The following is a 26,752-nucleotide window of genomic DNA, read 5'->3' as shown; positions in this document are numbered from 1 at the left end:
ACTTATTCTCAAAACCAACTTCTCATCAAATTCATCACTTAAAGTAACCAACTTAATTCCAAGTAACTGTTTTTCAACAAGTTTCTATCTGCATCACCGCCGATGGATGTGCATTATAGACCATTAAAAACCCTTTGCAAGCGAAAATTAAAAAATAATGACTTGAGCGTTCACTTTTAAATCAACGACCAATTTAACATGTTGTTTTATAACGATAATTATTTTAATTATTTATTTTTGACTTAAATAAGCCAGTATCATGCTCGATAATTCGCGTTTAAGTTGTTGTTTTGAGATAAGAAAATTGTTCTGCATCTCATAACGTATCATGGTAAAAAGCATATTATTAATACTTACAAAGGATTTATGCTGTACTTTTCGAAGTCCTATGCTCTATCCGCAATAGGCTTTATCAGAATCAAAGTAAGGCAAAAATCTTAGCGAGAATACATCAATAATTTTTAAAACCTAAAAATAAAAAAGAAAGCCTGTTAACCAGACTTCCTTTTCCAAGTTTTAAAGAACTTATTGAGCTGATGAACTGTGCATGTGCATTTCAGCTTGATTCATTTGCTCATGTGTCTCCATCATCTGCTTATTTTTTTGACTAGGCATATAATCAGGCTCATTGTTGATTGCCCAGTAAAAAATGATCATAAATAGTAAAGCCAGGATAGAAGCCACAATAAGTAACTTCCATCCCCACCAAGATTGTTCAGGCGATAATTTATTTGCCATTTCATTTCTCTCTTTAAATTAATTCTTTCAGTTCATTTAATTCATTAAGCTGATTAAAACTTCATGCTCATACGAACCCAGTAATTTCTTCCGATATTATTGAACTGTTCTTCACTCGCAAATCCAAAGCCTGCACTTCCCGCTTTATTTAAGTGTTCGGTGTAGGTTTTATCTAATACGTTGTCAATGCCAACAGATACATCAATATCTTTACGAAGGTTGTAACTTCCGTTTAAAGAAAGGGTTGAAAAACCTTTACTTGGCTTTAGGTCATATCCCACGATATTACCCTGATGTAGGCTTACACGGTTTTGCTCAGCAACAGCACGCCATAACAGACCTAAGTTATATTTGTCAGCCACATAGCGAATATTTAAACGACCTTCCAAAGGGGAAATTTGAGGTAGCGGTTTGTCATCTGTGGTGTTTTTACCCCACGAATACATGGCACTCAAATCTGCCTGAATATGGTCGGTAAATTGATATCCAATACCAGCTTCCGCGCCTGCGATGGTTGCATCGACATTTTTAGCACCCGCAGTAATATCATGACTCATGTCATGCCCATCCATTCCCATACTTGGATGATGGTGGTAACTCATTAAAATGTAGTCATCTACTAAGCCCGCATAAGCAGAAGCCCATGTATTTAAAGCACCATGTTGTTGCTGGAAACCCATATCCAACTGTAATGTTTTCTCAGGATTCACACCGTTAAACGTATTGGTTGAGCCAGCATTACCGTGTTTAGGCGAGAAAAGCTCCCAATAATCAGGCATACGCTCTACATAACCTAAACCGATATAGCTTTTTAGGTCATGTTCAGGATGTTGATTTTCCCAGCGAACGAATGCACTCGGTAAAGTCTTTTCAAGCTTTGTATTAAAGCCTTTTGCCTGAGAATCGGCACGTTCATCTTCAACTGTGACTCGATCTAAACGTGCACCTGTAACCAATTTGTTGAGATCGTTCCATTGATAACCAAGTTCACCAAAAGCACCGTATGATTGAAAACGCATATCTTGACGATATGGAATATTCATTGAAGGCATATTTGGCGATGACATGCTACCGCCATGTTTATTAAACTGAGAATCTACACCTGTAATCAGGCTCCACTTATTCCATTCAGAGGTCATGGCTAAGCGCGAGTTTAGTGTACGACGTGTCACTTCCATTGCCATCGCGTTTGGCATGAGCATGGTCATACCACCATGGTTCATTTCAACTAATGGCGGTGTGCGCAAGCTAAAGTTATCCATAATATGGTCGTTATAGCTGTAGTTCACCTGCCCTTCAATTTTCTTAATGACATCAGTGATATTTTTCTTTTCGAACCGCAGACCTAAACTTTCTCGCGCAAATTGAGATCCGTCCATTGAACGTCCAGCATAAAGCGATTCACCATCAGATTTTCCACCTGTGAGTTCAATCCATGTATCTTCATCTGGAGTAAAGCCAAGCGCTACATCAGCATTCCACTTCTTCCATGCTGATGGCACGGTATTACCATCACCATCTTGATAACTATCCGATTCTGAACGGTTGGCATTTAAACGAATATATTTTTTTTCATCGCCAATTGCCGCCTCAACATTATGGTCAATACGTCCATATGAACCTAATAAGACACTCGCTTGTCCACGATAAGGTTTTTCAGAGGTGAGTTTCTCAGGTTGACGTTCAAAAAGGACTGTTGCTGCCGAACCTGTATTGGCATATTGAACAGTTTGCGGACCTTTAATGACAGAAATACGATCATAACTTTCTGGTGAAATATAAGAAGTTGGAGCATCCATACGGTTTGGGCATGCACCTAAGTTCTCTGTGCCATCCGTTAGAATTTTGATGCGTGAACCAAACATGCCTCGGAATGTCACATCACCATTGGTTCCACCGCTTTGTATTGAGTTAAAACCCATAATACTTTGTAGATAGTCTGCCCCATCTGTAGCAGGTACTGGCTGAATTGGCTGTTTTGGGTCTGCATGTACGATCAAGCCATTTGCATCATTACCTTGCTGTGCTGTAACAACAATAGGTGCTAATGAGTGAAGTGTTTTGGTATCGGCATCATTTTTTTCTGAATCAGCAAAAACGAGTCCCGAATGAGAAGCAGCAAGCATCGCAACCCATAAAGGTTGTAGTAAAAATTTAGAATGTGGCATTTTTATACGCTCTAAAACATAAATAAAGTGATATTGAAGTCAATCAAGACCCCAACAAAAAATTGCTTTTATTTATGCAAATAGAGGCGGCGCTCGCCCTTGCGGGAGTAAGAAGAGTCGCTGTAGCGCAAAATAAACATGTCGAAATGCTTGTTGATAAGCGACTAAGCGAACTTGTATACGAACGAGTACCTCTTTTACGCCAAATTCAGGTGGTAAAACGAGATTGGCATAGACGGTACAATATTGGCACTGGTGATTTGCATCATGGTGGTCATGATGTTCAGGTACTTGTGCCTGTTCGATATGGTGTTCGTGATGTGAATGATGCATGGCATGTGACATGGTTTCCGTCTGTGCCTTGGGCTTAAGCAAAGCACGGGTAATAGTTTCACAGACCGGAGCAATTTGATATTGCTTCGGTAATAGCGGCTGTAGAAATACCGCAATCTGTAAAAACACTGCTGCACATGCAAGCAACAGACCACTACGAAAAACCAAAAATCACATCCACACTACAATGTTTGAAAAACTTTTAACGTTTTACCGCAACTTTTTCACGCTCGCGTTGACGAACAATCTTTTCGACTTTTTCGCGTGCACGCTGACGTTTAAGTGGCGACAAATAATCCACAAACAATTTGCCTTTTAAGTGATCCATTTCATGTTGGATACAAACAGCGAGAAGTCCGTCAGCTTCTATCTCAAATGCTTGACCTTCAAGGTTAATTGCCTCGATTTTCACACGTGACGGGCGGTCAACTTTATCGTATATTTGTGGCACTGATAGACAGCCTTCTTCGTACGGCTGCGTCTCTTCAGTCAGTGGAGTTATTTTGGGGTTAATGAAAACCAAAGGTTCATCTTTAGATTCAGACAAATCTATGACGATAAGCTGAATATGACGATCGACCTGAGAAGCTGCTAAACCAATACCTGGTGCCGCATACATGGTTTCAAGCATATCTGCTGCAAGTTGACGAATTTCATCAGTAACTTCTTCAACAGGCTTAGCAATGGTACGAAGACGGGGATCAGGAAAACTTAAAATAGGTAATAAGGCCATACTGACGTCCTCACTTATGCCATTGATTGAAAAACCAAATGAAGGAAATACTTCATCGAAAAATTGTGTGTTAGCCGCCTATTATAACGCATCTGCACGCATAATTTTTAGGAATTATCATAATGAAAAAGGTTTTTGACGGCATGGTTCAATTTCATGCTTTGGGGATAAAAAAGCATTTACTTGCTTTAGCACTCTGTACAGGAGTTGTGCTTGGTACGGTAGCGGAGGTTCATGCTGCCAGCCCAAACCATAATCCACCTTCTCTTAAAAGCAATGCACCCAATGTGTACATTGTAAAACGCGGGGATACACTATGGGATATTTCGGGACATTTTCTAAATAAACCATGGCGCTGGCCTGAAATCTGGGCAAGTAATCAACATGTAAAAAATCCGCACTGGATCTATCCGGGTGACCGATTACTATTATGTAGCCTAGATGGTCGCCCCCTAGTCGGTAAAGACGAAGGCGACGGCTGTGTCGGTATTATCCGCCGCTACACAGGTCAAACCACAAACTTGCAACCACAAGTTCGCGTCGAAGCATTAAATAATAGTGTTCCTGTTATTCCACTTGAACATATTAAACAGTGGTTAGAGAACAGTACTATTTTACCAGCTGACTCAATTACCAATACACCTTATGTTGTTGGTACAGCTGATCAACGTGTACTTGCAGGAAAAGGTCAAACTATTTATGCACGAGGACAAGGCTTAGTTCATGGTCAACGCTATGCAGTTTATCGCGAAGGTGAACCTTACTATTTTACAGACAGTAAAGGTAAAAAGCATAGTCTAGGCATTGAGCTGTCACAGGTTGCTTCGGGTGTTGCAATGTCTACTGAAAAAGACATCACCACCTTAGAACTTACAGATAGCTATGATGGTGAAGTACGTCGTGGCGATCGTGTTATGCCTGAAGAACAAGCTAATTTACCAACATTGTTTTACCCCGTAGATGCAAAACAAGTGACTGACGGCGGCAAAATCATTCGTGTCATGGGGTCAATTGGTAGAGCTGCAAAAAATAGTGTCGTGACTTTGGACCGTGGTACAGCGCAAGGTGTTCAGGTAGGTCAAGTTTTTGACATTGACCAACAAGGAGAGACAATTCGCGACCCTAAAACCAAAGAGGCGATTCAACTTCCTGGTCAACAGATTGGTAGTCTGATGGTTTTTAGAACTTTTGATCAGCTTAGCTATGCTTATGTCCTAGAAAGCGATTTGCCTATTAAAGTCGGTTCAAGCATTCAGCCACCTCGCTTTAATGATTAATGCTGGATGTACCTTTTACAATGCTCACCCAACTTACTTCACACCATTACCACACACTTAAAGTGTGGTATTTGGTGCAGCACTCATTAGTCAGTTTTAAAAAAATTATTGATTATTTTGGAAACTGTGAAAAAGCAACTCAACCTAATGGATTAGCAGAATGGCCCTCTCTTGGGCTACATGCGAATCACTTAAAGCGTGTAAACGAATTTCAAACAGTCCAAGGTCAGGCTCAGTTCGAACAGCTTGTACAACAAGTTCATCAACATACTGATTTTATTTTGACACCTGATGACTCTGGCTACCCTACTCAATTGCTTCCTTATACAGATCATCCACCTATTATTTTCGGGAAAGGCCAAGCTCAAGCTTTATTGCAACCACAAATCGCGATTGTCGGTAGCCGAAAACCAAGCCCACATGGTCGTCAAGTGGCTTATGATTTTGCCTATTACTTAAGTGAAAAGGGCTTTTTTATTAGTAGTGGTCTGGCTTATGGCATTGATGAAGCAGCCCACCAAGGTGCATCCGCCCATCAACGTACAATCGCAGTCACTGGTACAGGCTTAGACACTACCTATCCAGCTCAAAATAAAAAACTGGCAGAACATATTTTGGCTCAGAACGGCGCCATTATTACTGAGTTTTTACCAGGGACACCGCCATTACAGCAACATTTCCCACGTAGAAACCGAATTGTTAGCGGTCTGAGTTTAGGCGTATTAGTTGTGGAAGCAACTTTAAAAAGTGGCTCACTCATCACGGCCAATAAAGCTGCTGAACAAGGCAAAACCGTATTTGCCATTCCGGGCCATATTTATAGTGAGTTTCATCAAGGATGCCATCAACTTATTCGTGAAGGCGCAATTTTAGTCGACCATCCTGAACAAATTATTGAAGATCTCGCATTGCCAACTCAATGGCAAAGTCAGCAACAAAGTCAAACTGAAGAAGTTAATGTAAATACCCCAGAAATTCCTGAGCATTTAATTGACCTTTATCAGTCTTTAGACTGGGTAGGCCAGAATATTGACCAGCTTGTTATTCATCATAATGTTGCAGTTTCTGAACTGACCTCTTCACTGATGGAACTAGAACTACTCGGTTTATGTATGCAACAATCAGGGCTGTATTTACGTTGTCGTTCTTAGTATTAGGGCGCACAATAACGATTCTGTTTGATTGAAAGGAAAGTATTACCATGATTACGACCTCAGTGACCGAAGCAGCCGAATGTTTACAACAAGGTCAAGTTTTGGCATATCCAACTGAGGCAGTCTGGGGATTAGGCTGTGATCCATTTAATGAACAAGCTTTTCAAAAAATTCTTGAATTGAAGCAGCGCCCTATTGAAAAGGGCGTCATTTTATTAGCTGGACACATTAGTCAAGTCGAGCATTTACTGACTTCATTACCGCAAACGACTCAACAAGAAATTATTGATTGCTGGTCTAACCATCAACCATCAGAAAGAGCCACGACCTGGCTATTGCCAGCCGATCAACATATTCCTTCATGGATTAAGGGCGAACACCCGCTTGTTGCTGTACGAGTAACAACACATCCGTTATGTGTGGCATTGTGCAACGCTTTTCATGGTTTTATTGTGTCGACGAGTGCCAATCCTAGTGGACAAGAGCCTGCTCATTCATTACAAGATGCCTGCCAATACTTTGGTTCACAATTAAACTATCTTAATGGTGACTTAGGGCAAAGTCAGCAACCAAGTCGAATCATTAATGCCTTAACGGGTGAAGTCATTCGTCCGTAATTTTAGACAAAAAAAAGCTCAGTTATATAGGGATAACTGAGCATAAAAAAGGATGGGTATATACCACATCCAGAGGGTTTGGATATCTCTGGAACGAAAGAAAAGTTGCTTAAAATAGCGTCTTTCGTAGTGGTCGCTATTATGTGGTAAGAGGCTAGATGAGAGAAATATATTATTTCTCTAAAAAAAGCATGAAAAGTATAGGGAATTTAGCTTTTTTCGCTTATAAGTTAAAATTATATTAATATTTTTACTCGTCTTTTTTAATATTTATATTTCAACTTGTTTTTATAATCTATTTATAAATCATATAGAAAAACTTTAACTAAGAAAAATATGGCATATTTTCATCAGTTTTTTTCAAAATATGCCATAGTTTTTTCAACGACTTTAGTTTTGCTCTGACAATAGATCCGATTTTTTAGAATTAACCTTCTTTTGAGCCATAATAATACCTACCAGAATCATAATTCCGCCGAAGGTATGATAGATCGTCCATTGCTCAGATAACCAAACGCTTGCTATAACTGCTGTAAAGACAGGGACCAAGTTCATAAATATACTTGTTCTATTTGGCCCAAGTTGTTGTACTGCTAACATCCAAACTAACGGCGCAATTAAAGACGCAAATACACCTGCATAAATTGCACTTGGCGCATTTTGTGCATTTAAGCCATCAAGACCAAACCAGAAAATCAAAGGAAGATGGAACAATACAGAAAAACCAATCTGAACGTATAAGCTTGTCATGATTGGAAGTGGAAGCTGCCATTTTTTAAGGAAAACCCCATAAAATGCATAGAAGAACACAGCAATAATCATGAGTGCATCACCAAGATGACCGCCAGCACTTAACAACTGGTTAATGTCGCCCTGACACATGACATAGAGCAAACCTGCAAAAGACAAAATACTGCCAAAGACTGCAAATCGATTAGGCACATCTTTTAAAATGGCAAGCGAAACAAAAATAGTGAAGATCGGAATAAAGGCATTAACAATACCCATATTGGTCGCACTGGTATAATGAGCCGCTGTATAAGCAAGACCTTGATAAAGTACCATCCCAAATGCACTCAATACTGCAAGCTTAGGCAAATACATTTTTACCAGCTGTCGTTGTCTCCAAACTGGTAAAAGCATAAATGGAGTCAAAATAATAAAGGCGATTAACCACCGATAAAAACTAATGCTGACTGGAGAAATATAATCCGAGACATAGCGGGTGACTACAATATTTAAAGACCAAATCAGTACTGCCAGAATGGGAAAAATAAATGCCCATTTGTGATATTTCATGACCTGACTCATAGTAATACACCATCTACAAAAGAGATTTTATTCTGAAGAATGTCTTAATAAATTGAAATATCGTATTTCCGACATTGATATTGAACTTAGGACATCATTAATTTTTTAAAATAATGCCCAAGCTTTCATGGCATGTTCTACCACTTTATGTAGTTGCTCAGTACTCGCGCCATCTCTCGCCTGAATAGTCAACCCTTGAATAACGGTGGCATAAAAATCAGTCATTTCTTGTAGAGGCGCATTAGCAGATAAGTCGCCCTGCTCTACGCCCTGTTCTAGACGTTTTAATAATTTTTCTTTGGTCTTTATACGTTTATCTAATAAATTTTGCTGTACATCTTGAGTTGCATCAGAGCAATTCATAGCAGCAACGACCAACATGCAACCAGCTGGTTTATTGGGTTGAACCAGTCGTTTCACATTGTCATAAAGATATAACTCAAAAGCAATTTTTGCAGTTTTTGCTTCTAAAAAGATTGTTTCAATAGGACATGCTTCATGAGCTAAGTAGTAATCAATACTTTTATAAAACAAGCCTGCCTTATCACCAAAAGTACTGTATAAACTTGGTGCTGTAATTTCTAAAGCCTGCGTCAAGTCACTAATAGACGTTGCTTCATAGCCATGTTCCCAAAAAAGTAACATTGCTTTTTCTAACACTTGTTGCTCATCAAAGCATTTAGGGCGTCCACGCTTCTTTTTTAGCGTGTCTTCGTTAACAGCAAGATCTGTTTCATGCCTATTTGTCATAAAGATCACATCTATTTTTATAACAATCGTTATTAAATTAATTGACGTTCGATTTTTTATCAACTATTTTATTTTCATAATGATCGTTAGTTAATTAAAAAATTGCCTTTCTTCACTCCAAATTTAGCCAAGTAAGGATTTATTATGGACCAATCTACTACCTCTAAACCGCGACCCACGACCTCCACTCAAGGGAGCTGGTTTGCCATTTTGGCCGTTGCCATTGCAGCATTTGCATTAGTAACAAGTGAATTTTTACCTGTTGGTGTTTTAAATAGCGTTGCAGCTGATTTACATATTTCTGTGGGTACAGCTGGTCTTATTATTACCGTACCCGGCATTATGGCAGCGATTGCGGCCCCACTATTACCTGTTTCAGTAAAACAACTTGACCGTCGTTATGTTCTTATTTTACTGACCGCAATTATGGTGATTGCCAATACCATTACTGCTTTTGCAGAAAATTTCCATGTTTTATTACTGAGCCGCTTAATTTTAGGCATCTCAATTGGCGGTTTCTGGGCTACAGCTATTGCTTTAAGTGGCAAGCTCGCACCTGCACATTTACCTATTGCTAAAGCAACTGCCGTAGTCATGGCTGGTGTAACTTTTGCGACTGTATTAGGTGTCCCAATTGGAACTTGGCTAAGTGAGTTTTATGGGTGGCGTAGTGCATTTGGAATTACAGCTGCGATCGGTCTTGTTGTACTCGTACTTCAGCTGATTTTCTTACCTAAACTTATACCAGACTCAGCAATTCACATAAGAGATTTGCCAGCACTATTACGCACTCCTAAGGCACGCAGTGGCATGCTGATTGTCTTATTAATTGGTCTTGCTCACTTCTGTGCTTATAGTTATTTAGCACCTTTCTTTAAGAATATTGCAGGATTCAACGGTACCACTATTAGTTCATTATTATTGCTTTACGGAATTGCTGGTATTTTTGGAAACGCATTTGCAGGATATAGCGGCAACTTAAATGTCCGTTACACTCTAGCCTTCGTTGGAACATGTTTTGCAATCGTGTTTTTCGGCTTTCCTATCTTTGCTATTCATGAATTTGGTGCCATCGTTTTGACTGCACTATGGGGCTTTGCATTCGGTGCCTTTCCTACCTCTGCCAATATATGGATGTTTGTACACGCACCTCATGCAGTGGAAAAAGGCATGCCGCTCTTTGTTGGTATGTTCCAAGTCATGATTGCTACAGGCTCATTATTAGGTGGTTATGTAGTTGATCATTTCAATGAAAATACTTTAATTTATGGTGTATTAAGCTTCGTTGCTTTAGCATTAATTAGTACATTTACCTTTGCCAAAGGTTTAAATAACCCTAAAGCGACTTGTGAAAATTAAAATATTATTCAGAGTAAATAGATGAAAAATGAGGACCAACAATTTTCCTTATTGAACAATATAGAAGTTCATGAATTTCTATATGAAAAAGAAGATATTGTTCGTCCTCATGCTTCACTTTGGGGAGATTTTAATTTCAGTTTGAATGGCATTTTGGAAATGCAAGTAGAAGAACAAATCTACTTATCTCCTCCAAGCTATGGACTTTGGATTCCACCTCAAACAGTCCATCAATCTACTCATATCGATCATGAAATTCATTATATCTGTATTCGACTACACCCTAGCCTCTGTTCTATTTTAGGTGATGCCTGTAAATGCTTTAGTATTCAGCCTTTCTTTCGAACTCTGGTTTTACAAATTTTGGAGCAGCAAAAACAAAATGGAAAACCTGAATATTTAGAACATCTTTTGCAAGTTCTATTTGATCAGTTACAACAAGCCACAGCATATTCTCATTACTTACCCCAAACACGTCATCCAGTTTTACTACCAATTTTAGAAAAACTTTCAGACCCATTATTTTTTAATCACTCTTTACAGCAATTACTTCAGAATTTTTCAGTCAGTGATCGTCATTTATTGCGTTTAAGCCAACAAGAGTTACAACTTTCTTTATCCGAATGGCGTAATAGAGCCAAAATTGTTTATGCCATTCATCAAATTCGACAAGGCATGCCTATTAAACGTTTAGCATATGATTTAGGTTATCAACACAGTTCCAGTTTTATTGAATTTTTTAAGAGATATACAGGCCAGACCCCTGTTCAAATCAGAAACAATTAGCTCATAGATTGCTTTTTCTTCTCTTTTTATTTTTTGAACACGAATATTATTGCACTCCTCAACAATAGCAGTTAAAACAAATGCGTTACTTGATATCAATTACAATCTTCAGGAAAGACTCATGACTCAATCTGTATATCACATTCCAGTAAAAGCCATTTCAGGTGAAGCGGTTGACCTTGACCAATATAAAGGTAAGGTTTTATTAATCGTAAACACAGCATCTAAATGTGGTTTAACTCCACAATACGAAGGCTTAGAGAAACTTTATCAAGCAAAGAAAGATCAAGGTCTTGAAATTTTAGGATTCCCTGCAAACAACTTTAAAGAACAAGAACCTGGTTCGGATGAAGAAATTCAACAATTCTGTTCATTAAACTACGATGTTCATTTCCCACTTTTCTCAAAAATCTCTGTAGTAGGCGAAGATAAGCACCCACTTTATCAAGCACTGACAGCAGCTCAACCAGAACGCATTGGTGAAGGTCCTTTCCGCGAGCGTTTAGAAGGCTTAGGTATTCCAACGAACCCTGCTCCAGAAGTGTTATGGAACTTTGAGAAATTCTTAGTAAATAAAAATGGTGAAGTTGTTGCTCGTTTTGCCCCAAACTTAACAGCAGATGATGAACAAATTGTAAAAGCAGTTGAAGCAGAGTTAGCTAAATAATTTTTATAGCAATTTCATAAAAAAAGAGTGCTACAGCGCTCTTTTTTATTGTCTGGTCAAAATGTTGTTCATTTGCAACAATACCTTATTTCTACATATTTTATGCATATAGTACGCACTTGCTTTACTTGGTATGTGTATAGTTATGAAAAAAGTTTTACAAGGCGCATTTTTTCCATTTGTGATTTTTGCTTCAGGTATGTTGTTACTTGGATGCGATCAGGCACAAGACCATGCTAAGGAACAAGAGTCTGCTCAAACCAATGACCAAGTATCAGAACAAGCAGATGATTCTTCACAAGAAATCACACCTACAAAAAATAAAACTGAGTTAAAAAGCGGTAATGTTTTTTATATCGTTCGTGACGCGGCTAACTTACAGTTAAAAGCTGGCGACTATATTGAAAAGCTTAAAGACACTCAACTTGATGTTGAACAAGCCATTCAAGATGAAGATAAGCAAGAGCTAAAAACAACTGTAACGACATTAAAACAGCAACTAAAAGGCTTAAATCAAGCATTATTGACTTTAGATATAAGAAGTCAGGAAGTTGAAAATATTCGTCAAAACCTACTACAAGCAAACCAACAAGCTTTAAGTATGCCTTTATTAAATGGAAAATTAGAACAAATTGATTTCGACCAAATTGAGAAGCAACTTAATACTATCCAAATGGATATGGTCAAACTCGCTGCACTGATTATGGCAGGAGATGAAAAATCAGATTCAAAAACTGATTCTTAATTTTCTTTTCAAGAATAAAAAAAGCCACCTTTACGGTGGCTTTTTCAATCTCGAACCGCGTCTTATTGAGCGCGGTTTTTGATTTTACGGATTGTTTCAAGCTGGCCTGAGATCTCTGAAAGAGATGCCAAAGCAGCAGCTGAGTCCAAATCACTCTTTTGGTTTGCAAGCAATTGTTCAGCATTTTTACGTGCTTCTAAAATTGCAGCTTCATCCAAATTGTCAGCACGGATTGCAGTATCTGCAAGAACCGTTACAACATGAGGTTGAACTTCTAAAACACCGCCAGATACATAGACGATTTCTTCTGTACCATTTTCCAACAGAACACGAATCGGGCCCGGTTGAAGCAAAGTTACAAGTGGAGCGTGTCCTGGCAAAATACCAAGTTCACCACCTGCACCTTTCGCGATTAACATCGTCACTGCGCCAGAGTAAATAGACTCTTTAACACTTACGACATCACATTGCATAGTCGCCATGAGATGATCTCCTTAAATTAGAGTTTCTCAGCTTTAGCAATCACTTCGTCAATACCACCAACCATATAGAACGCTTGTTCTGGGATGTGATCGTATTCACCAGCTAATAGACCTTTAAAGCCACGAATCGTTTCTTTAAGTGGTACTAATTTACCAGGAGCACCAGTAAATACTTCAGCTACGTGGAATGGTTGAGAGAAGAAACGTTGGATTTTACGCGCACGGTAAACAACCAATTTATCTTCTTCTGCCAATTCATCCATACCCAAGATTGCGATGATGTCTTTAAGCTCTTTATAGCGTTGCAATACGTTTTGTACTGCGCGCGCAATTTCATAGTGCTCTTGACCAACAACTAATGGGTCTAACTGACGTGAAGTTGAGTCAAGTGGATCGATCGCTGGATAAATACCAGAAGATGCGATGTCACGGCTCAATACTACTGTTGCATCTAAGTGAGCAAATGTAGTTGCAGGCGATGGGTCTGTTAAGTCATCGGCAGGTACATATACTGCTTGGATCGATGTGATCGAACCAGATTTAGTAGATGTAATACGCTCTTGAAGAACACCCATTTCTTCTGCAAGTGTAGGTTGGTAACCTACTGCAGATGGCATACGACCTAACAATGCTGATACTTCAGTACCCGCAAGTGTATAACGGTAGATGTTGTCGACGAATAATAATACGTCACGACCTTTACCATTTTCGTCTTTTTGATCACGGAAGTATTCAGCCATAGTCAAACCAGTTAACGCAACGCGTAAACGGTTACCTGGTGGCTCGTTCATCTGACCGTAGACCATTGCTACTTTGTCAAGAACGTTAGAATCTTTCATTTCGTGATAGAAGTCGTTACCTTCACGAGTACGCTCACCAACACCAGCAAACACAGATAAACCTGAGTGTGCTTTTGCGATGTTGTTGATCAATTCCATCATGTTAACGGTTTTACCAACACCCGCACCACCGAATAAACCAACTTTACCACCTTTTGCGAACGGGCAAAGTAAGTCAATTACTTTAATACCAGTTTCTAAAAGGTCAGTAGAAGCTGCTTGTTCAGCATAAGAAGGCGCTTGACGGTGAATCGGCAAACGTTCTTCAGTCGCAACAGGACCTGCTTCATCGATAGGACGACCTAAAACGTCCATGATACGGCCAAGCGTAGCTGGGCCCACTGGAACAGAGATCGGTGCGTTTGTGCTAGTTACATTAAGGCCACGTTTAAGACCTTCTGTAGAACCCATTGCGATGGTACGAACAACACCATCACCAAGTTGTTGCTGAACTTCTAAAGTAGTTTCAGTACCGTCAACTTGGAGAGCGTCATAGATCTTAGGAACGCTTGTGCGCTCAAACTCGACGTCGATAACCGCGCCGATGATCTGAATGATACGACCGCTACTCATTGCTGTCTCCTCAATTCAAACTTAATAATGTTAAACGGCAGCGGCACCGCCAACGATCTCGGAAATTTCCTGAGTAATCGCGGCTTGACGCAGCTTGTTGTAAATGAGTTGTAGGTCTTTAATCAATTGTCCTGCGTTGTCTGTCGCTGCTTTCATCGCGACCATACGAGCTGACTGCTCACATGCAACGTTCTCAATCACACCTTGATAAACCATAGACTCGATATAGCGAACCAACAAACCATTTAACAATTCTTCTGCTTCTGGTTCGTAGATATAGTCCCAACCATAAGTACGGTTGAGATCATCGCCTTCTTCTGCCGGTGCTAAAGGAACAAGTTGTTCTACTTTAGGCTGCTGAGTCATTGCATTAACGAAACCATTTGATACGAGGTAGATACGATCTAATTCGCCTTTATCAAATGCATCAAGCATAACTTGCACTGAGCCAGTTAACTGTTCCAAACTCGGCGCATCGCCAAGTTGGGTAGTTGCACCAAGCACTTTACCGCCGTAATTCTTAAAAAACGAAACCGCTTTTTGACCAATTAAAGCAAATTCAACTTCAATTGACTGCTGTTGTTGTGCTTTGACATGCTGCACAACTTTCTTGAACAAGTTAATGTTCAAGCCACCTGCCAAACCACGATCTGAAGACACTACGATATAGCCAACACGCTTAACTGGGCGATCAACCATATAACGGTGTTTATATTCAGGGTTTGCTTGTACCAAGTGAGCAATTACACGGCGCATATTATCGGCATACGGACGGCCTTGAGCCATGCGCTCTTGCGCACGACGCATTTTAGAAGCAGCTACCATTTGCATCGCGCGAGTAATCTTTTGCGTGCTCTTGATACTAGCTACTTTGGCGCGAATTTCTTTTAAATTTGCCATACGCTTAACCTAGTATTCGAAAGCCCTTTCGAGCTTCCGAAGGTTGATCCGTGAACCAAACTTAACTAAAACTGAACTTAGTAAGTTTGAGTCGCTTTAAAGCTTTCAATACCTGCTTTGATTGCTGCTTCGATGTCTTTGTTGTAATCACCAGTTTCATCGATTTGTTTCATCAACGGAGCATATTCAGAACGGAAGTAAGCAATTAACGCAGCATCAAAGTCTACGATTTTCTTAACTTCTACGTCAGCCATATAGCCTTCGTTAGATGCATAAACAGAAACAGCTTGGTCAGCAATTGAGTAAGGAGCATATTGTTTTTGCTTCATTAACTCAGTTACACGTTGACCATGTTCAAGTTGCTTACGAGTTGCTTCGTCAAGGTCAGAAGCGAACTGAGCAAACGCAGCCAATTCACGGTATTGTGCTAAAGCGGTACGGATACCACCAGACAATTTTTTGATGATCTTAGTTTGAGCAGAACCACCAACACGAGATACAGAGATACCCGCGTTCACAGCAGGACGGATACCTGCGTTGAATAATGATGTTTCTAAGAAGATCTGACCGTCAGTAATCGAAATTACGTTCGTTGGTACGAATGCAGATACGTCACCTGCTTGAGTTTCAATAATTGGCAATGCAGTTAAAGAACCAGTTTGACCAGTTACTGCGCCATTAGTGAATCTCTCAACGTAGTCAGCAGATACACGAGAAGCACGTTCAAGAAGACGTGAGTGAAGATAGAATACGTCACCCGGATACGCTTCACGACCTGGTGGACGACGTAAAAGCAATGAAATTTGACGGTAAGCAACAGCTTGCTTAGACAAATCATCATAAATGATAAGAGCGTCTTCACCGCGGTCACGGAAGTATTCACCCATTGTACAGCCAGAGTACGGAGCTAAATACTGCATTGCAGCAGGATCAGCAGCCGCAGCAGCGACAACAGTTGTATACGCCATAGCGCCAGTTTCTTCTAGCTTACGTACAACGTTTGCAATTGTTGATTGTTTTTGACCAATCGCAACGTATACACATTTAATGCCAGAGTTTTTCTGAGCGATGATCGCATCGATCGCCATTGCTGTTTTACCAGTTTGACGGTCACCAATAATCAACTCACGCTGACCACGACCCACAGGAATCATGGTATCAACTGATTTATAACCAGTTTGAACAGGCTCGTCTACTGATTGACGCCAAATTACGCCTGGTGCTACTTTTTCAACAGCATCAGTTAATTTTGCATCAATTGGGCCTTTACCATCAATTGGGTTACCCAAAGCATCTACTACACGGCCAAGAAGTTCAGGACCAACTGGAACTTCTAAAACACGACCTGTACAACGAGCTTTTTGACCTTCTTGAAGGCTTAGGTAGTTACCTAAAACAACGGCACCCACTGAATCCTGTTCTAGGTTCAGTGCCATACCAAATAAGCCGCCGTCGAATTCGATCATTTCACCGTACATTGCATCAGCAAGACCGTGAATACGCACGATACCGTCGGATACCATAACAATGGTACCTTCGTTTTTAGCGGTCGCGCTGGTGTCCAGATCTCCGATACGCTGTTTAATGAGCGCACTGATCTCGGATGGATTCAGTTGTTGCATTGCGCTATTCCTCAATCTTTTATTAGTTCAGTCTTCATCATTTGCATTATGCAAGAAGACGAGTACGCATTTTTTCAAGCTTGTTAAGCGCAGAATCATCTATCACTTGATCGCCTGCACGAATAACCACACCTGCAATCAAAGCAGGATTAACTTCTACAGAAACATTAACTGCTGCCTTGAAGCGTTTTTCTAACGCATGTGCAAGCAATTGTTCCTGAACAGAAGTTAACGGAAACGCCGATTCAATCACGACATCAACCGTATTGTTATTCTGTGATTTAAGCTGTTCATATTCTGCTGCAATTTCAGGTAACAACATTAAACGATCGTTATCTGCAAGAAGTGTCAAAAAGTTAGACACTGCTTGAGATTGATCTTCACCTAAAACTTTAGCAAAAAGCTTCACTTGCTCCGCAGGAGTAAGTTCAGGGCGATTTAAATAAGCGGAAAATGCTTCGTCTTGCACCGCAGCACTGAGCACTTGTAACGCATTCGACCAATTGTCTGTTGCACCTTGCTCAGAAGCATAAGCAAATGCTGCTTTGGCATACGGACGTGCCAACGTCAAGAGTTCAGCCATAATTCGCCTCGCTTAAAGTTTAGCAGCCAGCTGAGACAGCATGGCGTTATGAGCTTCTGCATCAACTTGTTGGTTCAGGATCTTTTCTGCACCAGTCACTGCCAAGGCAGCTACTTGTTGACGTAATTCTTCGCGAGCAGAATTGATCTCTTGATCAACAACTTCTTTAGCTTGTTGACGAATACGCTCACCTTCAGCCGCAGCTTGAGTACGAGCTTCTTCGATCAATTGCGCTGCACGACGGTTCGCTTGTTCGATCAATTGAGCCGCTTGTGCTTTAGCTGCATCAAGTTCTTGCTTCACTTGCGCTTGTGCATCGGCAAGGTCAGCTTTCGCTTTTTCTGCTGCATTTAAGCCATCAGCGATTTTACGCTGACGCTCACTAATCGCATTGATTAGTGGTGGCCAAACAAACTTCATGCAGAATGCGACAAAAAACGCAAACGCAATCGCTTGACCAATCAATGTGAGGTTGATATTCATTGCAATTCCTCAAATAGTGGATTTAGGAATTAAGCTGATTAACCTACAAATGGATTAGCGAAGATGAAGAACAAGCCAATACCAACACCGATCATAGGCACAGCATCAAGAAGACCCGCGATTAAGAACATACGAGTTTGAAGTTGTGGAGCTAATTCTGGTTGACGAGCTACAGCTTCTAAAAAGCGACCACCCAAAAGACCAAAACCAATCGCAGTACCCAAAGCACCGAAAGCGATCAAGATAGCAGATGCAATTGCAACTAGACCTAAAGTGAGTTCCATGAAAAATTCCTCAGAGGTTAGGTTATTACCAAATTAAATTAAAAAAATTCAGCCCAACCATCATTTGATAGTTAGGCAATACCATTAATGTTTTTCGCTTGCCATGCTCAAGTAAACGATGGTAAGCATCATAAAGATGAATGCCTGCAACGTGATTACAAGAATGTGGAAGATCGCCCAAGGCACAGATAACGCCCATTGAATCCAGAACGGCAATAATGCGATCAGGATAAAGATTAACTCACCGGCATACATGTTACCGAATAGTCGGAGAGCCAATGAAATAGGACGAGCAAGGAATGTTACCAATTCCAAAATCAAGTTCACTGGAATAAGCAACGCTTTTGCAACTGGATTACTTGGGTTAAATGGGTTAAGTGCCAACTCGCCTACGAAACCGCCAACACCCTTCTCGCGGATGCTGTAGAACAAGATAAGAACAAATACAGATAAAGACATACCAAGGGTAATGTTTGGATCTGTAGATGGAACGATCTTGAAGTAAACGTGGTGAGGGTCCATACCAAATACGTTAGCACCAACAAATGCAGCAACTTGAGGAATCCAGTCAACTGGAATCAAGTCCATTAGGTTCATGAGGAAAATCCACACGAAAATAGTGAGTGCAAGTGGAGCGATTAAACGTGATTTGCCATGAAAAGTATCACGGACACTTGAGTCAACAAACTCAATGATCATTTCAATTGCAGATTGGAATTTTGTTGGAACACCAGCTTTCGCAGTTTTCGCAACCATCCAAAATAACAAACAGAAAATCACACCAAGGCCAATTGACCAACCCATTGAATCCAAGTGAATTGCAGTGAACCCCATCGAATGAGCTTCTTCAGCAGTCTCAGCCAATTTCCATGTACCATCTGGCATTTTGCCATAGGTCATATTGGTCAAGTGATGCTTGATATACTCTGTCGAAGTGAGGGCATGTTCTTCAGCAGCCATAAATCACACCTGGTCAATGTCAATTACTAAAAAGAAGGGAAACGAACATCGGCGTACTGTCGATATCTCGCCACCCTCCAAAAAATCTTCAATTCTTCTTGTTTCTATACTCGTTTTTGTAGACGTGAAACCCAAAAAGGAGCAACCCACGACATCATTTGAACGAGGATAAAACCAAACAGCAATGCTAACGGTGATAAAGGTTTAACATTGCTCAAAATCAAAATAAATCCAACGATCATGATTGCAAATTTGCCTAACATGCCCCTATACATGTTAGACAGCACTTGTTTTGATGCTCTCGCACCTGCTGTTCTGAAGGATTGCCACGCAAAATAACTGGTAGCAAGCCAGCAGACCAATGCACCAAGTGCCGCACTTAATGCTGCTGTCATGTCTTTTATGCTCCACGCCACAAGTGCGGAAACAGGGATCATGCATGCTTGTAAGAAGACCAAAGCTTTTGCTAATCGTCGGTCAATCAAGCGACTAGTTTGGCTCATTATTTATCCACTCACAGCATAAATGCTTGACAAGTTTAGCTGATGATCGCTTTTAATCGCAGGCATTATAGAGTTACACCCCTGAACATGCAATCTTTTCCCGACTTTAGTCGGGGTTTTTCGTGACAGGTGGTGCTGACGCTACAGTCAGCCTTTGTTTACTTTTTATCTTACTTTTGCGTATTTAATACACATTTATCAGTTTTTATAGCCAGTTTCTTCCATGCTGTTACAAAATCGTCCTCATTATTCATACTTTCATCAACGGGTTGGAAGGTAATACTGCCCAGTTTCTGATATTGACCTTTTGTTGTGAAACTTTCTGCAAGTAAACACATCTGAGGTTTTGGTCGATTATCATTAAGATACTTAATTTGAGCCGCTGTAGGCGCAACATGCGGGTCATCCGTTAAAGCACCTGCAAACTTTAAATTAAGCGAGCGTTCCAAATACTGATAAGCATCATGATAAGACCAATATGGTTTTCCATTACTTGAGCTATCATAAGCTTGAGCTGCCTGTAACATATTCCGAGCAAATACATTGGCATTATTCCAATATTTCGCTTTACTTTCAGGATGCTGCTGTGAACGCAAAGCCGCAATAAAAAAGCCAATCCGCACTGCATTGTTTGGTTCTAACCAGACATGCGTATCTACAGTATTTGGTAAAGCAGCGCCACGCGTATTACGCTGTGGCAAAACAGAAAGAATACCACTGTCTAATAAAGAAATTGCTTTCTTATTGTTACTCAGCAATTTGTTTAAAGGAGCTTCATGAGCTTTTCCTAACCAGATCACTAAAGAAGCATCATTGATTGCTTTACGATGCGCTGGGGTGAGTTGTACGTCATGCCCGCTTTGACCTTGAAGCAACAACTGAGGCTCTTCAACGCCTTTGGTAATTTCTTTTGCAATCAAATAGATTGGGTGTGTAGAGACAACCAAACCCTGACTCCAACCTAACGTACTCATTAAAGAGAACATACTGAAAACAAAAACGCGGAACATGACAGACCATCAATTAGTAATAGCTCGAAGCATGTTATAATATAACAAAGTTACAAAAATACCTAAGATTAATCGAATGAAGCATCGCTTCATGCTAATATTCCATTAAAAATTTGAGGTTATGTCTATGAGTTCTTGCACGCATGAACATCATGATTCTTTACATGGTGTTCATGATCACCATAATGTCGCAAGTCGTTTAGCTGAAGCAGAAACTTTATGTTCTGCGGTTGGCGCACGCCTTACGCCTTTACGTAAAGAAGTTCTTGAACTCATTTTAAATGCTTCAGGCCCAATGGGTGCGTACGACTTATTAGCACGTATTAAAAGTCAAACCGATCGCCCTGCCGCTCCTCCAACTGTTTATAGAACTTTAGACTTCTTATTAGAAAAAGGTCTAATTCATCGCTTAACATCTATTAATGCTTATATTCCATGTTGTCATCCACGTGAAGGCCATCAAGCTGCATTCTTAATTTGCACCGAATGTCACACTGTTAAAGAAGCATCTTCACAAGGTCTGACTCAACAACTCGACCAACTTGCAGCTTTAGATGATTTCACAGCACAACACAGCATTATTGAAATTTCGGGGAAATGCCAGCAGTGCCGCACAGCTCGCTAGATCCTGTATTGATTCAACTGGAACAGGTTTCTGTTCACCGTGATGATCGGGATATATTAAAAAAAGTCGATTTTGATCTACATCAAAATGAAATTGTGACCTTAATTGGTCCGAATGGTGCAGGTAAGTCGACTTTAATTAAAGTTCTACTTGGAATTTTAAAACCAAGTAGCGGACGCGTCATAAGCGATAAAAAACTAAAAATGGCTTATGTGCCTCAAAAATTTAATCCTTCTCATAGTCTTCCTTTACGTGTTCAAGATCTATTAGATCTTGAAAAATGTAGCCCTAGCCTTCGCCAAGAAATTATTCAAGATACTGGTATTGCCAAGCTACAACAATCAAAAGTACAACAGCTTTCTGGTGGAGAGCGCCAACGTGTGCTGCTTGCACGTGCTTTACTTAGGAAGCCAGATATCCTTGTTCTTGATGAACCTATGCAGGGACTAGATATTCAATCTGAAGCTGAGCTTTATGAATATGTGCGTAGTCTGCCGGAGCGTTATGGATGTGCCATTTTAATTGTTTCACATGATCTACAATGGGTTATGCAAGGGACGCATAGAGTTGTTTGTTTAAACAAGCATATATGTTGCAGCGGTTTACCTGAGAATATTCAGCAGCATCCTGAGTATCAGGCAATATTTGGCACTCAGCGAGTTTTTTACCAGCACCATCATGACCACTGTGCGCATGGTGATGCAGCACACCCTTGTCCTCACAATAGTCGACCTCACATTCACCCGGAACCGGAAGTTTAAGCCATGATGGAATGGTTACAATTATTGTTGCCCGCATGGATTATGGGAACCTTATTGGTCTTTTTGACCGCACCACTTGGTTGTCTCATGTTATGGAGACGTATGTCTTTTTTTGCAGACACCATGGCACACGGAACCTTACTTGGGGTAGCAATTGCCGGTGCTTTAAGCCTCCCTCTTTGGCTTGGCGTGGCAGGTACGGCTATTTTATTAGTCGCTATTTTATGGGCACTGCATGACAATCGCTTGCCAAACGATGCTCTACTTGCCTTATGCTCAGCAACTTTACTATGTAGTGGCCTTCTGTTTATTCAACATGTTCCGAGTTTAAGACCAGAACTTTTGAGTTATTTGTTTGGTGACTTATTAAGTATTGATTGGCCAGACCTACCTGTTTTCACATTAATTATTGCAGTATCACTGGCAATTCTTTATCGCTTTTGGCAGCCTCAAATTCAAATTGCAATTGATCCGGACATTGCGATTAGTGAAGGTGTAAATGCAAAATGGCAGCGTCTCATTTTTATGTTACTGCTAGCCTTATTTACAGTTTTAGCTTTACGAGCAGTAGGTTCACTTTTAATGGGTGCTTTACTGGTTATTCCAGCATTGAGCGCTCGACTACTCGCTCATTCACCAAAGCAAATGGTTATTTGGGCTTTTGTTTTAGCTCAACTCGGTGTCAGTGTGGGCCTATGGTCAAGCGCAGCACTTAATATCTCAACTGGCCTCAGTATTGTTTTATGTATGGCGTTGAGTTTTGCTCTTATTTTTATGGTTCAAAAAATCAAAAACCAAACTCAAGCAGCCTAAATCAGGCTGCTTGATGAACTGTGCTGAGTAATAAAGCTGCGCAACTAAACATGACAGCAAAACCACGGTTCAAATATTTTTGCTGTTTAGGTGAACGAAGTAATCTTAAAACTTTTGATGCTAGTCCTGTATATCCAGCCATTACAATCAAATCAATCGTAACCATAGTGGCTGCCATAATTAGATATTGTATCCATTGAGGTTTGCTTAAATCTAAGAACTGAGGCAAAACTGCCAACAAAAAAACAATCGCTTTAGGGTTACTGATATTGACCACAAAGCCATTTAACAGCAGAGCAGAAATAGACTTATTCTTTTTTTCATGTTGAATTTCTATATCTTTTACTGGTGCAATCCACTGCAAATAAGCTAAATACAATAAATAGGCTACCCCAAACCATTTAACCGCCTGAAAAGCCAATGGGGTCGTTGCAAATAAAACCCCCACACCCGCCGCTACAATCATGATTTGAATTAACAAAGCAATTTGCAAACCGATCGCATTCCAGTAACCATGTCTAAAGCCATAATTTAAGCCGCTCGACATAGAAGCTATAGCCCCTGCTCCCGGAGAAATACTAATGACCCAACAGGCCAACATATAAGCAAACCAAACTTGCAAAGACATAGCGAAAATAGACAATAAAAGTGGAATTATACCGTTTTATAAAACTATCGTGGTGATAATTCAAACAATAAAATCAATAAATAGACTACTAACGGCTCTTCGCATCAGGCACAATAATTGAAGCTCATACTAAATTATAATTGAGGAGATACCTTCTAATGACTGCTCAATCTGTCATTTTGCCATTACCATCTGATCATGCCCGTTTTATTGTTCTTCGTTTAAAAGATTTAACAATTGCTGAATTAAAAGAACAACTCGAAGCTTTATTTGAAACACGTGACCGTCTCATTACTCAGCATTCAGACGCGCAAATCAAAACAGCAGTCGCTTTTGGTCCAGAACTTTGGAAACAACTTTACAGTCAGTCTCCTGCTGGCTTTAAACAACTTGAACCAGAAAATGGTGCATTCAATATGCCTGTCGTACCAGCTGATGTGCTTATTCACATTGCCAGTATGCGTTCAGATATTTGTTTTGCATTAAGCCAAGCATTTTTTGAAGGTATTAAAGATAAAGTTGAAGTTCTGGATGAACGTGTTTGCTTCCGTTATTTCGATGGTCGTGATATTACTGGCTTTATAGATGGTACTGAAAATCCTCAATTTCCAGATGACCGCGCGGAAACAGCCCTACTCCCAGAAAGTGCTGGAGTATTTGCAGATGGTAGTTTCATATTTGCACAGCGCTATGCACATGACTTGGAAAAATGGAAAAAACTTAAAGTCGATGCACAAGAAAATGTGATGGGACGTACTAAGCTTGAATCTATTGAATTAGATGATGACGTTAAACCACAAAATGCCCATGTTGCTCGTACTGTCGTTGAAGATGATGAAGGCGAAGAAATGGAAATCCTACGTCACAGCTTACCTTATGGTGACGGTCGAGGTGATCAAGGTTTATTCTTCATTGCTTACACTAAAGACCTGAGCATTATTGATGCGATGTTAAAGCGCATGTTTGGTACAAGTGGGGATGGCATCCATGACCGCTTATTGCACTTCGTGACACCACTTGACGGGGCATATTACTTTGCACCAAGTGAAGAACTATTAGAAGAAATTTTAGAGGCTTAAAAGAAAAAAAGAGGAGCTTAAGCTCCTCTTTTCACATTCTCATTCTTAGAAAGGAATACGCTTATATTTACGGTATTCTGGTTTCCAGAACGATTGATCAATCTTCTGCTTAAGCAAATCATCACTAATAGTTACAGCCACACCATCTGCCATTGCAGCTTTTGCCACTTCAAATGCAATTACTTTAGACACTTGTTGAATTTCGCCTAAAGGTGGCAATAAGTCAGCTTGTGGATCTTTCAGCAACGGTGAACAGTCTGCTAAAGCACTACTTGATGCCATGAGCATGTTTTCTGTAACGCGTTTAGCGCCTGATGCTACTACACCTAAACCAATACCAGGGAAGATGTATGAGTTGTTGCACTGAGAAATATTATAAAGCTTGCCGTGATGATTTACAGGTGCAAATGGGCTACCCGTTGCAATTAATGCTTTACCTTCAGTCCATTCCACAATATCCGCCGGTACTGCTTCTACACGCGAAGTCGGGTTAGATAACGGCATCACAATTGGTCGTTCACAATTGGCAGCCATTGTTTTAATAATTTCTTCGGTGAATAGGCCCGGCTGACCAGAAACACCGATTAATACTGTAGGCTTGGCATTTTTAACAACATCAAGCAGTGAAATCACTTCTTCAATATTGCCCCATTGGTCTACTACTTCAGCTTTTTGAGCTAACTTACGTTGGAAGTCTAATAGATTTGGCTGATTTTCAGTGATCAAACCAAAACGATCCACCATGTAAACACGAGCACGTGCTTCAGCATCGGTTAGTCCTTCTGAAACCATTTGTGCAACGATTTGCTCTGCAATACCACAACCAGCTGAACCTGCACCTAAGAAAGCAATTGTTTGGTCTTTTAATTGTTTGCCTGCTGCACGGCTTGCAGCAATTAAACTACCAACAGAAACCGCTGCTGTTCCTTGAATATCATCATTGAAACAACAAATTTTATCGCGATATTTTTCTAAAAGTGGCATCGCATTTTTTTGTGCGAAATCTTCAAACTGGATGAGCGCTTTTGGCCAACGACGCTTTACAGCTTCAATCACCATATCTACAAAGTCATAATACTCATCACCACTAATACGTGGTTGACGCCATCCCATGTAGATCGGGTCATTTAATAATTGAGGGTTATTCGTCCCTACATCGATTGTGATTGGCAATGTGTAAGCAGGGCTAATACCACCACATGCGGTATACAGCGAAAGTTTCCCAATTGGAATACCCATGCCGCCAATGCCTTGGTCACCAAGACCTAAAATACGTTCACCATCCGTAATCACGATGACTTTGACATTATTTTTATTAACGTTTTGCAAAATATCATCAATCACATCACGATCTGGATATGAAATAAAAACACCACGATGACGGCGATAGATATCAGAGAAACGTTGACATGCTTCACCCACAGTTGGTGTGTAAATAATTGGCATCATCTCTTCAAGATGATTTTCAATTAAGTGGTAGAACAGAGTTTCGTTGGTATCTTGGATATTACGTAAATAGATGTGCTTATTAATATCATCATTGAAAGCACAATATTGCTGATAAGAGCGTTGGCTTTGCTCTTCGATAGTTTCAATAATATGTGGAAGTAACCCGTGTAAGTTAAAGTTACTTCTTTCTTCTTGAGTGAAAGCGGACCCTTTGTTTAAAAGGGGTAACTCTAAAAGTGTATAGCCTGCATAAGGGATATAAAGGGGATGTTTACTTGGGTGACCTGATATCATTGCCTATCTCATTTTCCAGCTTAGAACTCAGAAAAGTACAGTTTCAGCACTCTCTAAAGCTCGTTGTATGCGTAAGCTTAAGACTATTTAATACAAAATAGGTATTTTAAACTGTGATATTGAAATTGAATACTATTTAGAAAAAACATATAACAAAATTAATATTAAAAATTAATTACTTACATTTTTCATCTTTTTTTAAATTATTCTTTATTAACTCTATATC

Annotated in this window: 29 protein-coding genes and 1 pseudogene; 11 read left to right on the top strand and 19 right to left on the bottom strand. The window is 40.0% G+C overall.

Going from position 1 to position 26,752, the window contains the following annotated elements; all coding sequences use genetic code 11:
• Nucleotides 1-231 precede the first annotated feature (231 nt).
• The 5 genes and pseudogenes from ACH63V_RS15330 to def all read right to left on the bottom strand — a co-directional run.
• A pseudogene (locus ACH63V_RS15330) lies at nucleotides 232-378 on the bottom strand (TetR/AcrR family transcriptional regulator); the annotation flags it as partial.
• A 147-nt stretch (nucleotides 379-525) separates the two neighbouring features.
• Nucleotides 526-738 carry a hypothetical protein gene (locus ACH63V_RS15325; protein WP_343570029.1) on the bottom strand — a complete coding sequence of 71 codons (213 nt, stop codon included), beginning with the start codon at nucleotides 736-738 and terminating at the stop codon, nucleotides 526-528.
• A 53-nt stretch (nucleotides 739-791) separates the two neighbouring features.
• Nucleotides 792-2,906 carry a TonB-dependent copper receptor gene (locus ACH63V_RS15320; protein ID WP_396463962.1) on the bottom strand — a complete coding sequence of 705 codons (2,115 nt, stop codon included), beginning with the start codon at nucleotides 2,904-2,906 and terminating at the stop codon, nucleotides 792-794.
• 72 nt (nucleotides 2,907-2,978) lie between these two features.
• On the bottom strand, nucleotides 2,979-3,407 hold the full coding sequence (locus ACH63V_RS15315; protein WP_039252946.1) for a DUF2946 family protein: 429 nt from the start codon (nucleotides 3,405-3,407) through the stop codon (nucleotides 2,979-2,981).
• A gap of 34 nt (nucleotides 3,408-3,441) precedes the next feature.
• The gene (gene def, locus ACH63V_RS15310; RefSeq protein WP_004705924.1) at nucleotides 3,442-3,972 is read right to left on the bottom strand and encodes a peptide deformylase; all 531 of its coding nucleotides are present in this window, start codon (nucleotides 3,970-3,972) and stop codon (nucleotides 3,442-3,444) included.
• Between the two features lie 122 nt (nucleotides 3,973-4,094).
• Between def and ACH63V_RS15305 the strand changes: the two genes are divergently transcribed.
• Genes ACH63V_RS15305 through ACH63V_RS15295 form a run of 3 tightly spaced genes read left to right on the top strand, consistent with a single transcriptional unit; the run spans nucleotide 4,095 to nucleotide 7,020 of the window.
• Nucleotides 4,095-5,249, top strand: coding sequence for a LysM peptidoglycan-binding domain-containing protein (locus tag ACH63V_RS15305; RefSeq protein ID WP_396463961.1), 1,155 nt, complete (start codon nucleotides 4,095-4,097; stop codon nucleotides 5,247-5,249).
• A gap of 20 nt (nucleotides 5,250-5,269) precedes the next feature.
• Nucleotides 5,270-6,400, top strand: a complete 1,131-nt coding sequence (dprA, locus tag ACH63V_RS15300; protein ID WP_396463960.1) for a DNA-processing protein DprA — start codon at nucleotides 5,270-5,272, stop codon at nucleotides 6,398-6,400.
• A 50-nt stretch (nucleotides 6,401-6,450) separates the two neighbouring features.
• On the top strand, nucleotides 6,451-7,020 hold the full coding sequence (locus ACH63V_RS15295; protein WP_019458003.1) for an L-threonylcarbamoyladenylate synthase: 570 nt from the start codon (nucleotides 6,451-6,453) through the stop codon (nucleotides 7,018-7,020).
• Between the two features lie 390 nt (nucleotides 7,021-7,410).
• Here the strand turns inward: ACH63V_RS15295 and ACH63V_RS15290 are convergent, their stop codons facing one another.
• Both ACH63V_RS15290 and ACH63V_RS15285 read right to left on the bottom strand, forming a co-directional pair.
• Nucleotides 7,411-8,331, bottom strand: coding sequence for a DMT family transporter (locus tag ACH63V_RS15290; RefSeq protein ID WP_263612706.1), 921 nt, complete (start codon nucleotides 8,329-8,331; stop codon nucleotides 7,411-7,413).
• Nucleotides 8,332-8,436: 105 nt separating this feature from the next.
• Complete coding sequence (locus ACH63V_RS15285) at nucleotides 8,437-9,090, bottom strand: TetR/AcrR family transcriptional regulator (protein WP_079744781.1); 654 nt, start codon at nucleotides 9,088-9,090, stop codon at nucleotides 8,437-8,439.
• A gap of 135 nt (nucleotides 9,091-9,225) precedes the next feature.
• On the opposite strand from ACH63V_RS15285, the gene ACH63V_RS15280 reads away from it, so the two are divergent.
• The 4 genes from ACH63V_RS15280 to ACH63V_RS15265 all read left to right on the top strand — a co-directional run bounded on the left by ACH63V_RS15280 (nucleotide 9,226) and on the right by ACH63V_RS15265 (nucleotide 12,638).
• Complete coding sequence (locus ACH63V_RS15280; protein WP_396463959.1) at nucleotides 9,226-10,440, top strand: MFS transporter; 1,215 nt, start codon at nucleotides 9,226-9,228, stop codon at nucleotides 10,438-10,440.
• 21 nt (nucleotides 10,441-10,461) lie between these two features.
• Nucleotides 10,462-11,226: an AraC family transcriptional regulator gene (locus ACH63V_RS15275; protein WP_311070393.1), complete on the top strand. Its 765-nt coding sequence runs from the start codon at nucleotides 10,462-10,464 to the stop codon at nucleotides 11,224-11,226.
• A 121-nt stretch (nucleotides 11,227-11,347) separates the two neighbouring features.
• Nucleotides 11,348-11,893, top strand: a complete 546-nt coding sequence (locus ACH63V_RS15270; RefSeq protein ID WP_263612703.1) for a glutathione peroxidase — start codon at nucleotides 11,348-11,350, stop codon at nucleotides 11,891-11,893.
• A 145-nt stretch (nucleotides 11,894-12,038) separates the two neighbouring features.
• Nucleotides 12,039-12,638, top strand: a complete 600-nt coding sequence (locus tag ACH63V_RS15265) for a hypothetical protein (protein WP_311070390.1) — start codon at nucleotides 12,039-12,041, stop codon at nucleotides 12,636-12,638.
• Nucleotides 12,639-12,700: 62 nt separating this feature from the next.
• Here the strand turns inward: ACH63V_RS15265 and ACH63V_RS15260 are convergent, their stop codons facing one another.
• The 10 genes from ACH63V_RS15260 to ACH63V_RS15215 form a co-directional block, all read right to left on the bottom strand.
• A complete protein-coding gene (locus tag ACH63V_RS15260; protein ID WP_002054176.1) occupies nucleotides 12,701-13,120 on the bottom strand; it encodes a F0F1 ATP synthase subunit epsilon in 420 nt (139 codons plus the stop codon).
• Between the two features lie 17 nt (nucleotides 13,121-13,137).
• Entirely contained in the window at nucleotides 13,138-14,532 is a 1,395-nt protein-coding gene (gene atpD, locus ACH63V_RS15255; protein WP_004705936.1) for a F0F1 ATP synthase subunit beta, read from the bottom strand.
• Between the two features lie 30 nt (nucleotides 14,533-14,562).
• Nucleotides 14,563-15,432 carry a F0F1 ATP synthase subunit gamma gene (atpG, locus tag ACH63V_RS15250; RefSeq protein ID WP_002114131.1) on the bottom strand — a complete coding sequence of 290 codons (870 nt, stop codon included), beginning with the start codon at nucleotides 15,430-15,432 and terminating at the stop codon, nucleotides 14,563-14,565.
• A 77-nt stretch (nucleotides 15,433-15,509) separates the two neighbouring features.
• Entirely contained in the window at nucleotides 15,510-17,054 is a 1,545-nt protein-coding gene (gene atpA, locus ACH63V_RS15245) for a F0F1 ATP synthase subunit alpha (protein ID WP_396463958.1), read from the bottom strand.
• Nucleotides 17,055-17,100: 46 nt separating this feature from the next.
• The gene (locus tag ACH63V_RS15240; protein ID WP_311070385.1) at nucleotides 17,101-17,637 is read right to left on the bottom strand and encodes a F0F1 ATP synthase subunit delta; all 537 of its coding nucleotides are present in this window, start codon (nucleotides 17,635-17,637) and stop codon (nucleotides 17,101-17,103) included.
• Nucleotides 17,638-17,649: 12 nt separating this feature from the next.
• Nucleotides 17,650-18,120 carry a F0F1 ATP synthase subunit B gene (locus ACH63V_RS15235; RefSeq protein WP_002054137.1) on the bottom strand — a complete coding sequence of 157 codons (471 nt, stop codon included), beginning with the start codon at nucleotides 18,118-18,120 and terminating at the stop codon, nucleotides 17,650-17,652.
• Between the two features lie 38 nt (nucleotides 18,121-18,158).
• Nucleotides 18,159-18,404: a F0F1 ATP synthase subunit C gene (gene atpE / locus ACH63V_RS15230; RefSeq protein WP_000424060.1), complete on the bottom strand. Its 246-nt coding sequence runs from the start codon at nucleotides 18,402-18,404 to the stop codon at nucleotides 18,159-18,161.
• 84 nt (nucleotides 18,405-18,488) lie between these two features.
• Entirely contained in the window at nucleotides 18,489-19,364 is an 876-nt protein-coding gene (atpB, locus tag ACH63V_RS15225; RefSeq protein WP_031982558.1) for a F0F1 ATP synthase subunit A, read from the bottom strand.
• A 104-nt stretch (nucleotides 19,365-19,468) separates the two neighbouring features.
• On the bottom strand, nucleotides 19,469-19,867 hold the full coding sequence (locus tag ACH63V_RS15220) for an ATP synthase subunit I (protein ID WP_004705940.1): 399 nt from the start codon (nucleotides 19,865-19,867) through the stop codon (nucleotides 19,469-19,471).
• Nucleotides 19,868-20,037: 170 nt separating this feature from the next.
• Complete coding sequence (locus tag ACH63V_RS15215; protein ID WP_031982557.1) at nucleotides 20,038-20,877, bottom strand: metal ABC transporter solute-binding protein, Zn/Mn family; 840 nt, start codon at nucleotides 20,875-20,877, stop codon at nucleotides 20,038-20,040.
• 127 nt (nucleotides 20,878-21,004) lie between these two features.
• On the opposite strand from ACH63V_RS15215, the gene ACH63V_RS15210 reads away from it, so the two are divergent.
• Genes ACH63V_RS15210 through znuB form a run of 3 tightly spaced genes read left to right on the top strand, consistent with a single transcriptional unit; the run spans nucleotide 21,005 to nucleotide 23,076 of the window.
• Nucleotides 21,005-21,502 carry a transcriptional repressor gene (locus ACH63V_RS15210; RefSeq protein WP_002054239.1) on the top strand — a complete coding sequence of 166 codons (498 nt, stop codon included), beginning with the start codon at nucleotides 21,005-21,007 and terminating at the stop codon, nucleotides 21,500-21,502.
• Nucleotides 21,475-22,263 (top strand): zinc ABC transporter ATP-binding protein ZnuC, encoded by a 789-nt coding sequence (gene znuC, locus ACH63V_RS15205; protein WP_396463957.1) that lies wholly within the window; start codon nucleotides 21,475-21,477, stop codon nucleotides 22,261-22,263. The genes ACH63V_RS15210 and znuC overlap by 28 nt, the downstream gene beginning before the upstream one ends.
• A 3-nt stretch (nucleotides 22,264-22,266) precedes the next feature.
• The gene (znuB, locus tag ACH63V_RS15200) at nucleotides 22,267-23,076 is read left to right on the top strand and encodes a zinc ABC transporter permease subunit ZnuB (RefSeq protein WP_000970834.1); all 810 of its coding nucleotides are present in this window, start codon (nucleotides 22,267-22,269) and stop codon (nucleotides 23,074-23,076) included.
• 1 nt (nucleotide 23,077) lies between these two features.
• Here the strand turns inward: znuB and ACH63V_RS15195 are convergent, their stop codons facing one another.
• Nucleotides 23,078-23,704 carry a LysE family transporter gene (locus tag ACH63V_RS15195; RefSeq protein ID WP_396463956.1) on the bottom strand — a complete coding sequence of 209 codons (627 nt, stop codon included), beginning with the start codon at nucleotides 23,702-23,704 and terminating at the stop codon, nucleotides 23,078-23,080.
• Between the two features lie 158 nt (nucleotides 23,705-23,862).
• Between ACH63V_RS15195 and ACH63V_RS15190 the strand changes: the two genes are divergently transcribed.
• A complete protein-coding gene (locus ACH63V_RS15190) occupies nucleotides 23,863-24,783 on the top strand; it encodes a Dyp-type peroxidase (RefSeq protein ID WP_396463955.1) in 921 nt (306 codons plus the stop codon).
• A gap of 45 nt (nucleotides 24,784-24,828) precedes the next feature.
• On the opposite strand, the gene ACH63V_RS15185 is transcribed toward ACH63V_RS15190, so the two are convergent.
• Nucleotides 24,829-26,526: an NAD-dependent malic enzyme gene (locus tag ACH63V_RS15185; RefSeq protein ID WP_000623101.1), complete on the bottom strand. Its 1,698-nt coding sequence runs from the start codon at nucleotides 26,524-26,526 to the stop codon at nucleotides 24,829-24,831.
• Between the last annotated feature and the right edge of the window lie 226 nt (nucleotides 26,527-26,752).

It is taken from the genome of Acinetobacter sp. ABJ-A23_2 (assembly GCF_044538765.1).
Lineage (GTDB): Bacteria > Pseudomonadota > Gammaproteobacteria > Pseudomonadales > Moraxellaceae > Acinetobacter > Acinetobacter nosocomialis_A.
This window is presented reverse-complemented; position numbering and strand designations above follow the sequence as displayed.

Excerpts from the sequence above, each read along its gene's own strand:
- ACH63V_RS15290 (WP_263612706.1), bottom strand. The coding sequence starts at position 8,331 with ATGAGTCAGGTCATGAAATATCACAAATGGGCATTTATTTTTCCCATT.
- ACH63V_RS15295 (WP_019458003.1), top strand. The coding sequence starts at position 6,451 with ATGATTACGACCTCAGTGACCGAAGCAGCCGAATGTTTACAACAAGGT.
- ACH63V_RS15220 (WP_004705940.1), bottom strand. The coding sequence starts at position 19,867 with ATGAGCCAAACTAGTCGCTTGATTGACCGACGATTAGCAAAAGCTTTG.
- ACH63V_RS15275 (WP_311070393.1), top strand. The coding sequence starts at position 10,462 with ATGAAAAATGAGGACCAACAATTTTCCTTATTGAACAATATAGAAGTT.
- atpG (WP_002114131.1), bottom strand. The coding sequence starts at position 15,432 with ATGGCAAATTTAAAAGAAATTCGCGCCAAAGTAGCTAGTATCAAGAGC.
- ACH63V_RS15260 (WP_002054176.1), bottom strand. The coding sequence starts at position 13,120 with ATGGCGACTATGCAATGTGATGTCGTAAGTGTTAAAGAGTCTATTTAC.
- ACH63V_RS15190 (WP_396463955.1), top strand. The coding sequence starts at position 23,863 with ATGACTGCTCAATCTGTCATTTTGCCATTACCATCTGATCATGCCCGT.
- znuB (WP_000970834.1), top strand. The coding sequence starts at position 22,267 with ATGATGGAATGGTTACAATTATTGTTGCCCGCATGGATTATGGGAACC.
- ACH63V_RS15280 (WP_396463959.1), top strand. The coding sequence starts at position 9,226 with ATGGACCAATCTACTACCTCTAAACCGCGACCCACGACCTCCACTCAA.
- znuC (WP_396463957.1), top strand. The coding sequence starts at position 21,475 with ATGCCAGCAGTGCCGCACAGCTCGCTAGATCCTGTATTGATTCAACTG.
- ACH63V_RS15185 (WP_000623101.1), bottom strand. The coding sequence starts at position 26,526 with ATGATATCAGGTCACCCAAGTAAACATCCCCTTTATATCCCTTATGCA.
- dprA (WP_396463960.1), top strand. The coding sequence starts at position 5,270 with ATGCTCACCCAACTTACTTCACACCATTACCACACACTTAAAGTGTGG.
- ACH63V_RS15270 (WP_263612703.1), top strand. The coding sequence starts at position 11,348 with ATGACTCAATCTGTATATCACATTCCAGTAAAAGCCATTTCAGGTGAA.
- atpB (WP_031982558.1), bottom strand. The coding sequence starts at position 19,364 with ATGGCTGCTGAAGAACATGCCCTCACTTCGACAGAGTATATCAAGCAT.
- atpA (WP_396463958.1), bottom strand. The coding sequence starts at position 17,054 with ATGCAACAACTGAATCCATCCGAGATCAGTGCGCTCATTAAACAGCGT.
- ACH63V_RS15240 (WP_311070385.1), bottom strand. The coding sequence starts at position 17,637 with ATGGCTGAACTCTTGACGTTGGCACGTCCGTATGCCAAAGCAGCATTT.
- ACH63V_RS15235 (WP_002054137.1), bottom strand. The coding sequence starts at position 18,120 with ATGAATATCAACCTCACATTGATTGGTCAAGCGATTGCGTTTGCGTTT.
- ACH63V_RS15325 (WP_343570029.1), bottom strand. The coding sequence starts at position 738 with ATGGCAAATAAATTATCGCCTGAACAATCTTGGTGGGGATGGAAGTTA.
- ACH63V_RS15320 (WP_396463962.1), bottom strand. The coding sequence starts at position 2,906 with ATGCCACATTCTAAATTTTTACTACAACCTTTATGGGTTGCGATGCTT.
- ACH63V_RS15215 (WP_031982557.1), bottom strand. The coding sequence starts at position 20,877 with ATGTTCCGCGTTTTTGTTTTCAGTATGTTCTCTTTAATGAGTACGTTA.
- def (WP_004705924.1), bottom strand. The coding sequence starts at position 3,972 with ATGGCCTTATTACCTATTTTAAGTTTTCCTGATCCCCGTCTTCGTACC.
- ACH63V_RS15210 (WP_002054239.1), top strand. The coding sequence starts at position 21,005 with ATGAGTTCTTGCACGCATGAACATCATGATTCTTTACATGGTGTTCAT.
- atpD (WP_004705936.1), bottom strand. The coding sequence starts at position 14,532 with ATGAGTAGCGGTCGTATCATTCAGATCATCGGCGCGGTTATCGACGTC.
- ACH63V_RS15305 (WP_396463961.1), top strand. The coding sequence starts at position 4,095 with ATGAAAAAGGTTTTTGACGGCATGGTTCAATTTCATGCTTTGGGGATA.
- atpE (WP_000424060.1), bottom strand. The coding sequence starts at position 18,404 with ATGGAACTCACTTTAGGTCTAGTTGCAATTGCATCTGCTATCTTGATC.
- ACH63V_RS15195 (WP_396463956.1), bottom strand. The coding sequence starts at position 23,704 with ATGTCTTTGCAAGTTTGGTTTGCTTATATGTTGGCCTGTTGGGTCATT.
- ACH63V_RS15265 (WP_311070390.1), top strand. The coding sequence starts at position 12,039 with ATGAAAAAAGTTTTACAAGGCGCATTTTTTCCATTTGTGATTTTTGCT.